The 219-nt window shown below is 64.8% G+C and carries 1 pseudogene; it reads left to right on the plus strand.

The features are described 5' to 3' along the window. A pseudogene (locus J5M67_RS29515) lies at positions 1–219 on the plus strand (sulfatase-like hydrolase/transferase); the annotation flags it as partial.

Below are 219 nucleotides of genomic sequence, written 5' to 3' on the forward strand. Positions count from 1 at the left end.
CCCAGGCGCTCAAGGGGCAAGGCTACGCCACCGGCCAGTTCGGCAAGAACCACCTGGGCGACCGCGACGAATACCTGCCGACCAATCACGGCTTCGACGAGTTCTTCGGCAACCTCTACCACCTCAATGCCGAGGAAGAGCCGGAACGCCCCTACTGGCCGAAGGACGACCCGGCCTTCATCAAGGCCGCTTCGCCGCGCGGGGTGATCCATTCCTTCG

The organism is Pseudomonas sp. 30_B (assembly GCF_017491605.1).
In the GTDB taxonomy this organism is placed as follows: Bacteria; Pseudomonadota; Gammaproteobacteria; order Pseudomonadales; family Pseudomonadaceae; genus Pseudomonas.